Source organism: Ideonella sp. P3_A4 (genome assembly GCF_056403075.1).
In genome coordinates this window covers 1-5,750 of record NZ_JBFUGE010000388.1, presented here as the reverse complement: position 1 = coordinate 5,750, position 5,750 = coordinate 1, and the positions used below count along the sequence as shown (strand labels likewise).

6 protein-coding genes are annotated in these 5,750 nt (G+C 69.9%); 3 read left to right on the top strand and 3 right to left on the bottom strand.

Features of this window, described 5'->3' with window-relative positions:
• The coding region (locus tag AC1DYI_RS24855; protein ID WP_477206809.1) for a HAMP domain-containing sensor histidine kinase at window positions 1–1,351 on the top strand (1,351 nt) is incomplete at its 5' end.
• On the opposite strand, the gene AC1DYI_RS24850 is transcribed toward AC1DYI_RS24855, so the two are convergent.
• The 3 genes from AC1DYI_RS24850 to AC1DYI_RS24840 form a co-directional block, all read right to left on the bottom strand.
• Entirely contained in the window at window positions 1,326–2,732 is a 1,407-nt protein-coding gene (locus AC1DYI_RS24850; RefSeq protein WP_477206808.1) for an MATE family efflux transporter, read from the bottom strand. The genes AC1DYI_RS24855 and AC1DYI_RS24850 overlap by 26 nt on opposite strands.
• Window positions 2,729–3,196, bottom strand: coding sequence for a DUF3717 domain-containing protein (locus tag AC1DYI_RS24845; RefSeq protein ID WP_477206807.1), 468 nt, complete (start codon window positions 3,194–3,196; stop codon window positions 2,729–2,731). The genes AC1DYI_RS24850 and AC1DYI_RS24845 overlap by 4 nt, the downstream gene beginning before the upstream one ends.
• A 74-nt stretch (window positions 3,197–3,270) precedes the next feature.
• The gene (locus AC1DYI_RS24840) at window positions 3,271–3,834 is read right to left on the bottom strand and encodes a PaaI family thioesterase (RefSeq protein ID WP_477206806.1); all 564 of its coding nucleotides are present in this window, start codon (window positions 3,832–3,834) and stop codon (window positions 3,271–3,273) included.
• A 49-nt stretch (window positions 3,835–3,883) separates the two neighbouring features.
• Between AC1DYI_RS24840 and AC1DYI_RS24835 the strand changes: the two genes are divergently transcribed.
• The gene (locus tag AC1DYI_RS24835) at window positions 3,884–4,384 is read left to right on the top strand and encodes a MarR family winged helix-turn-helix transcriptional regulator (RefSeq protein ID WP_477206805.1); all 501 of its coding nucleotides are present in this window, start codon (window positions 3,884–3,886) and stop codon (window positions 4,382–4,384) included.
• Entirely contained in the window at window positions 4,377–5,615 is a 1,239-nt protein-coding gene (locus AC1DYI_RS24830) for an MFS transporter (RefSeq protein WP_477206804.1), read from the top strand. The genes AC1DYI_RS24835 and AC1DYI_RS24830 overlap by 8 nt, the downstream gene beginning before the upstream one ends.
• Window positions 5,616–5,750 lie beyond the last annotated feature (135 nt).

Below are 5,750 nucleotides of genomic sequence, written 5' to 3'. Positions count from 1 at the left end.
GACCAACGCGCTGCGCGAGTGGTCGCGCCGCCTGCGCGTGCCTCTGGCCTTGCATGACGAGCGGGGCCAGCGCATCGGCGCGTCGGAGTCGTACTTGCGGCGGGAGGCCGATGGCCCCAACGGACCGCGCCGCCCCTTCTCGATCCACCTCGAAGACGGCCGCACCTTGTGGCTGATGCGGCCGAACATGGTGCGGCTGCAGCGTGGCGAGCCGGAGGGTGATCGTCCGCCGTCGCTGGCGATCGCTGCGGTAGGCCCAGGTGGAGCCGCGTCTGGCGTGGTCGTGCGCAACGTGGGCGGTGAAGACCGGGCTGAGTCATTGGCTGGCGCACCACCCGGGCCGCCGCCCGACACGATGATGGTTGTGGGGCCGGGCGGGCCAGGGGGGCCCGGCGGCGCTGGCGAGCTGGGGCGTGGCAGCGGTGGGTTCCGGATCGGGATACCGCTGCCGCCCCCGGCCGCCGACTGGCTGGCCAGCCTGGGCCTGGTGGCGCTGTTGCTGATGTTGTTTCTGGCCGTGGCCGGTGGTGCCTACCCGTTCGTGCGGCGCCTGACCCGGCGGCTGGAGACGCTGAAGCAAGGCGTCGAAACCTTTGGCGCCGGTGCGCTGCACCACCGCGTGTCGGCCGAAGGCGCGGACGAGGTCGCAGCGGTGGCCATCAGCTTCAACCGGGCGGCCGCGCGCATCGAGGCGCTGGTCAAGTCCAACCAGAGCCTGTTGGCCAACGCCAGCCATGAACTGCGCTCGCCGTTGGCGCGGCTGAAGATGGCGGTGGCGATGCTCGACGATGCGCCGCAGTCGATGCGCGCTGGCCTGAAGCGCGAGATCGACACCAACATCGGCGAACTCGATTCGTTGGTCGAAGAGGTGCTGTTGTCCAGCCGCCTGGATGCGGGGGTGGTGCACGACCTGGCCGAGCAGGTCGACCTCGCCGGCCTGCTGGCCGAAGAGGCGGCACGGGTCGACGCCGAGTTGACGGCCTCGCCCGAAGGCTCGTCACTGCGGGTGCGGGGCAGTGAGCGGTTGCTGCGCCGTGCAGCGCGCAACCTGCTGGAAAACGCGCGCCGTTATGGCGGCGGCGAAGTCAGCGTCGAGTTGGCCGATGTGGCGAACGGCCAGGTGGCGTTTCGTGTTTGTGACCGAGGGGCCGGCGTGCCCGCGGCCGAGCGCGAGCGCATCTTCGAGCCGTTCTACCGACTGCCGGGCCATGCCGAGCGCGAAGGCGGTGTCGGCCTGGGCCTGGCCCTGGTGCGCCAGATTGCCGCGGCCCACCGGGGCGAGGTGCGCTGCGAGGCGCGCGACGGCGGCGGCAGCTGCTTCGTGATCACGCTGCCGGTGCTGGCGGCCTGAGTTTCAACTGCATCAGCGCGACGAGCGCCAGGCCCGCCACGACGAGACCCGAGGTGCACGCAGCCCAGAAGCCGCGCGCGCCCTGCAGTGTTTCGGGCGTGCCCCCGAACAGATCGAAGCCCAGCGCATAACCACCGAACAGGCCGATGCCCCACAGCGTGCCGGCGTAGATGAACATCGGCAAGGTCGCGATGCGCCAGGCGCGCAGCACGAAGGCCGCAATCGTCTGCAGCGCGTCGGCCAAGTGGAACACGACCACCCAGGCCAGCAGCGGCAACGCGGCCGCGGCGACCGCTGCGTTGGTCGTGTACAGCGCGATCACCTGCTCGCGCATCAAATACATCAGCGAGCCCATGGCCGCGGCGATCGCGGCGCCCAGCAGCATGCCGTGCCAGCCGAGCTTGCGTGCGTCAGCCAGGTCACCGGCGCCGATGCGCTGCGCCACCAGCGTGGCTGTCGCATTGGCCAGCCCGAGCGGCAGCATGAACATCAGCGAGACGATGTTGACGGCGATCTGGTGGCCGGCCACCGGCAAGGGGCCAATGCGCGAGATCAGCAGCGCCATCACGCTGAAGCCGGTCACCTCGACCAGGATCGCCATGCCCATCGGCACGCCCAGCCGCAGCAGGCCCCACAAGGCCTTGCGGTTCGGTTCATGCAGGCCCCGGCCCCAGAGCTTGAACTGGTCGTAGAAAGGGTCGCGCCGCATCAGCACCGCGGCCAGCAGCACCTGGGCCCACATGGCGACAGCGGTGGCAATGCCCGCCCCGGTGACGCCCATCTCGGGCACCCCCAGCGCCGGCACGCCGAACACCAGCGCGGCCGACAGCGGCAGCTTCAGCACCAGGCCGCCGATCTGCAGAGCCATCACTGCCTTGGGTCGCGAGACGGCGGTGTTGAAGCCCCGGAAGACGGTGAACAACATCGAGGCCGGCAGCGCGAAGGTCAACGCCTGCAGGTAGCCGCGCACACGCTCGGCCATCTCCGGGCTGGCCTTGGCCGCCCACAAGAAGGGCTGTGGGAACAGCAGCAGCAAGCAGCCGACTACAGACAAGGCCAGCGCCAGCCACACGGCCTGGTGCGCCTCGTCGCCGGCGGCTTCCAGCCGCTGCGCGCCGAACAGCTGGCCGGCGATCGGCGACACCGCGAGCACGATGCCCATGAATCCGACGAAGATGGTGACATAGGCCGCCGCGCCCACCGCGAACGCAGCCAGATCGGTGGGCGAGTGGCGGCTGACCAGCACCGTGTCGATGGTGCTGAAGGCCAGCACCGCGATCTGGCCGATGATCACCGGCCAGGCCAGCGGCGCAATGCGCCGGACGTCGGTCCAGAAGTTTTCGCCGCGGCTGCCGGTTGCTGGCGCTGGAATGCTGCTCACGCCGCCCTTTCGGGAGGGTGCGGCGGAAAGGTCTCGGCGGCGGGGTGGTCGATACCCGACGATGCGCGGGCGCGCTCGGCGTAGCGGTTGAAGCGCCAGGCCTTGGCTTCGAGCGTGATGCGGCGCCAGACCTGGCGCTTTTCGCCCGGGCTCAGCACTGGCCAGTCCTGCACCTCGTCTTCGGTGCGGCCGCAGCCCTTGCAGATGGCGTCACCCTGGGCGGTGGAGCAGATGGCGATGCAGGGCGCGTCCGGCGTCTTGGCGTACCAGGCCAACCAGGCGGCATGCGCCTTGGCCGGCATGCTGTCTTCGTCGGCCTCGTTCTCGCGGTAGTACACCATGTAGGCGTACACCTCTGCCAGGGCCCGCACCTCGGGGCAGGCCGTCACGCCATCGGGCGACGGCGAGCGCTCGCGCCACCAGTTGATGGCGAGCTCGATGTCGTTGATGTGGATGCCGGCCATGCGTGCCTGTTCGTGAAGCACTCGCGGCCAGGCCAACGAGGGGAGGGCGATTCTAGGGCTGGTCCAGCAGACACTCAGCGCGTCGCCGCAGTGGCCCCCACACCGGGCAAGGGAAACACCAGGCAGGTGGTCGTGCCATGGGCGTAGAGCTTGCCGTCCGGGCCGACGATGCGGGCCTCGGCGGTGGCCAACTGGCGCCCGCCATGCACGACCTGGCCGATGGCCCGCAGCGGGCCGCTCTTGGCTGACGCAGCGCGCACGATGTTCACGCTCAGCTCGGCGGTGGTGTAGCCCATGCCGACGGCCATGGTGGTGTGCACGGCGCAGCCCAGCGCCGAATCGAGCAGCGTGGCGTACCAGCCGCCATGCACCGAGCCGAGCGGGTTGTAGTGCTTCAGCTGTGGCGTGCCTTGGAACACGGCCTTGCCGAACTCGACCTCGACCAAACCGAAATCCATCGTGTCGGCGATGTGCGGGTAGGGCAGCTCGCCGGCAAGCATCGCGTGCAACGTCTGCAGGCCCGTCAGTCCGGCCACCTCGGCGGGGTTGGCCAAGCCGGCGCCGCGGCCGGCATTCATGCGGGCTTGAAGCTCGGCGTACTGCTGGTTCCACAGATCCTGGGTCTCTTCCGGGGTCATTCCCAATCCTTTGGTTGTAGATACAATAGTTGCAGATGCAAGTCTAATCATGACACAGCCGACTGCCAACCCTGCTGCCACCTTTGCGACACCAGCGGCGTCACGCCCGCGAGACTGCACGCACGACAAGCTGCGCCGCTTGATGCGGCGGCTGTCGACCCACTACGACGCGCGTTTGCGCCAGGTCGGCCTGAAGACGACCCAGTTTTCGTTGCTGGCGCGCGTGGGCCACCTGGGCCCGATACGCCCGGCCGACTTGGCCGAGGCGATGGGGCTGGACGCGTCGACCCTGACGCGCAACCTGAAGCCACTGGCCCAGGCCGGCTGGCTGACGGTGGATGCCGGTGCCGACGCCCGCAGCCGCCTGGTTAGCCTGACAGAGGCCGGCCGCGCCAAGCTGTTGGAAGCCCGTGTCCCATGGCGTGAGGCCCAGACTGCGTTGGCGGCGCAACTCGGCGCCGAGCGCGTGACGGCGCTGCACGCGCTGATCGACGAATCCCTGGCGCTGTTGCCAGCCCACGAGCCCGAAGACGGAGCCCACGATGACTGATTCTGTTGCGCCGCGCAGCCTGCCCAGCCTGCATTGGGGCTGGGTCTTGCTGGCGGCCGCTGGCACCTTTGCGCTGACGATGGGCGTGCGCCAGTCGATGGGCCTGTTCCTCGGTTCGCTGAACAGCAGCACCGGGCTCGGCCTGGCCAACATCAGCCTGGCGTTCGCCTTCGGCCAGCTGTGGTGGGGGCTGACGCAACCGTTTGCGGGGGCGCTGGCCGACAAGCTGGGTGCCGGCCGCGTGCTGTTGACCGGCATCGCGCTGGTGGCAACGGGCACGGTGTTGACGCCGCTGGTGAGCAGCACGCCGGGCCTGATCTTCGCGATCGGCGTGCTGGCAGCCGGTGGCGCCGGCATGGCGGGGCCGGCGGTGCTGATGTCCGCGGCGTCGCGCCTGATCCCGGCCACGCGGCGTGGCCTAGCCACCGGCATCGTCAACGCCGGCGGCTCGTTCGGCCAGTTCGTGATGGCGCCGCTCGCCGGGGCACTGACGGTTCGGCTCGGCTGGGCCAGCGCGATGCAGGTGTTGGGCGTGCTGGTGCTGTTGGCGCTGCCGGCGGCCTGGGCCTTGCGCGGCAATTCGGCAAGCGCTGCCACCGCGGCGGCGGCCAAGCCGGTGTCGACCCGCGATGCGATCGGCGCCGCGCTGCGTAATCCCAGCTACTTGCTGTTGGCCGCCGGCTTCTTCGTTTGCGGTTTCCACGTGGCCTTTCTCGCCACCCACTTGCCCGGCGTGGTCGCGGCCTGCGGGCTGCCGCTGCAGTACGGTGCCTGGGCGCTCGCGGTGCTGGGCCTGTTCAACATCATTGGCAGTTTGACGATGGGCTGGGCGGTGGGCCGCTGGCGCATGAAGTCGCTGCTGTCGTTGGTCTACGCGGCGCGTGCGGTCGGGGTGCTGGCTTTCATGCTGGCGCCGAAGTCGGGCGTCGTCGTGCTGGTGTTCGCGGGCTTCATGGGCCTGACCTTCCTGTCCACCGTGCCGCCGACGGCCGGCCTGGTCGCCAAGTTCTTTGGCCTCGGCAACATGGCCACCTTGTTCGGCCTCGTGATGCTGAGCCACCAGGTCGGCGGCTTCCTCGGCGCCTGGCTGGGTGGCCGCGTGTTCGAGCGCTACGGCAACTACGACCTGGTCTGGGTCATCGACATMGTGCTGGCCGTGGGCGCCGCGCTGATCCACTTGCCGATCCGCGAGGCGCCGCTGCAGCGTGCACCGGCGCTGGCGCCGGCCTGAGACCTCTGCAACGCGCACCGTGCCACGCCACTAACGTTGCCCGCAGGGTGGCGGTGGTGTCCCCGGGCGGAGGCCTTATTCGCGGTCGCCCCAACGGCCGTCGGGCACCACGGTGCTGATGGCGCTGTGGTCGGC

What these genes read in the sequence shown, in the direction of transcription:
- AC1DYI_RS24845 (WP_477206807.1), bottom strand. Translation starts at nt 3,196, where the DNA reads ATGGCCGGCATCCACATCAACGACATCGAGCTCGCCATCAACTGGTGG.
- AC1DYI_RS24840 (WP_477206806.1), bottom strand. Translation starts at nt 3,834, where the DNA reads ATGACCCCGGAAGAGACCCAGGATCTGTGGAACCAGCAGTACGCCGAG.
- AC1DYI_RS24835 (WP_477206805.1), top strand. Translation starts at nt 3,884, where the DNA reads ATGACACAGCCGACTGCCAACCCTGCTGCCACCTTTGCGACACCAGCG.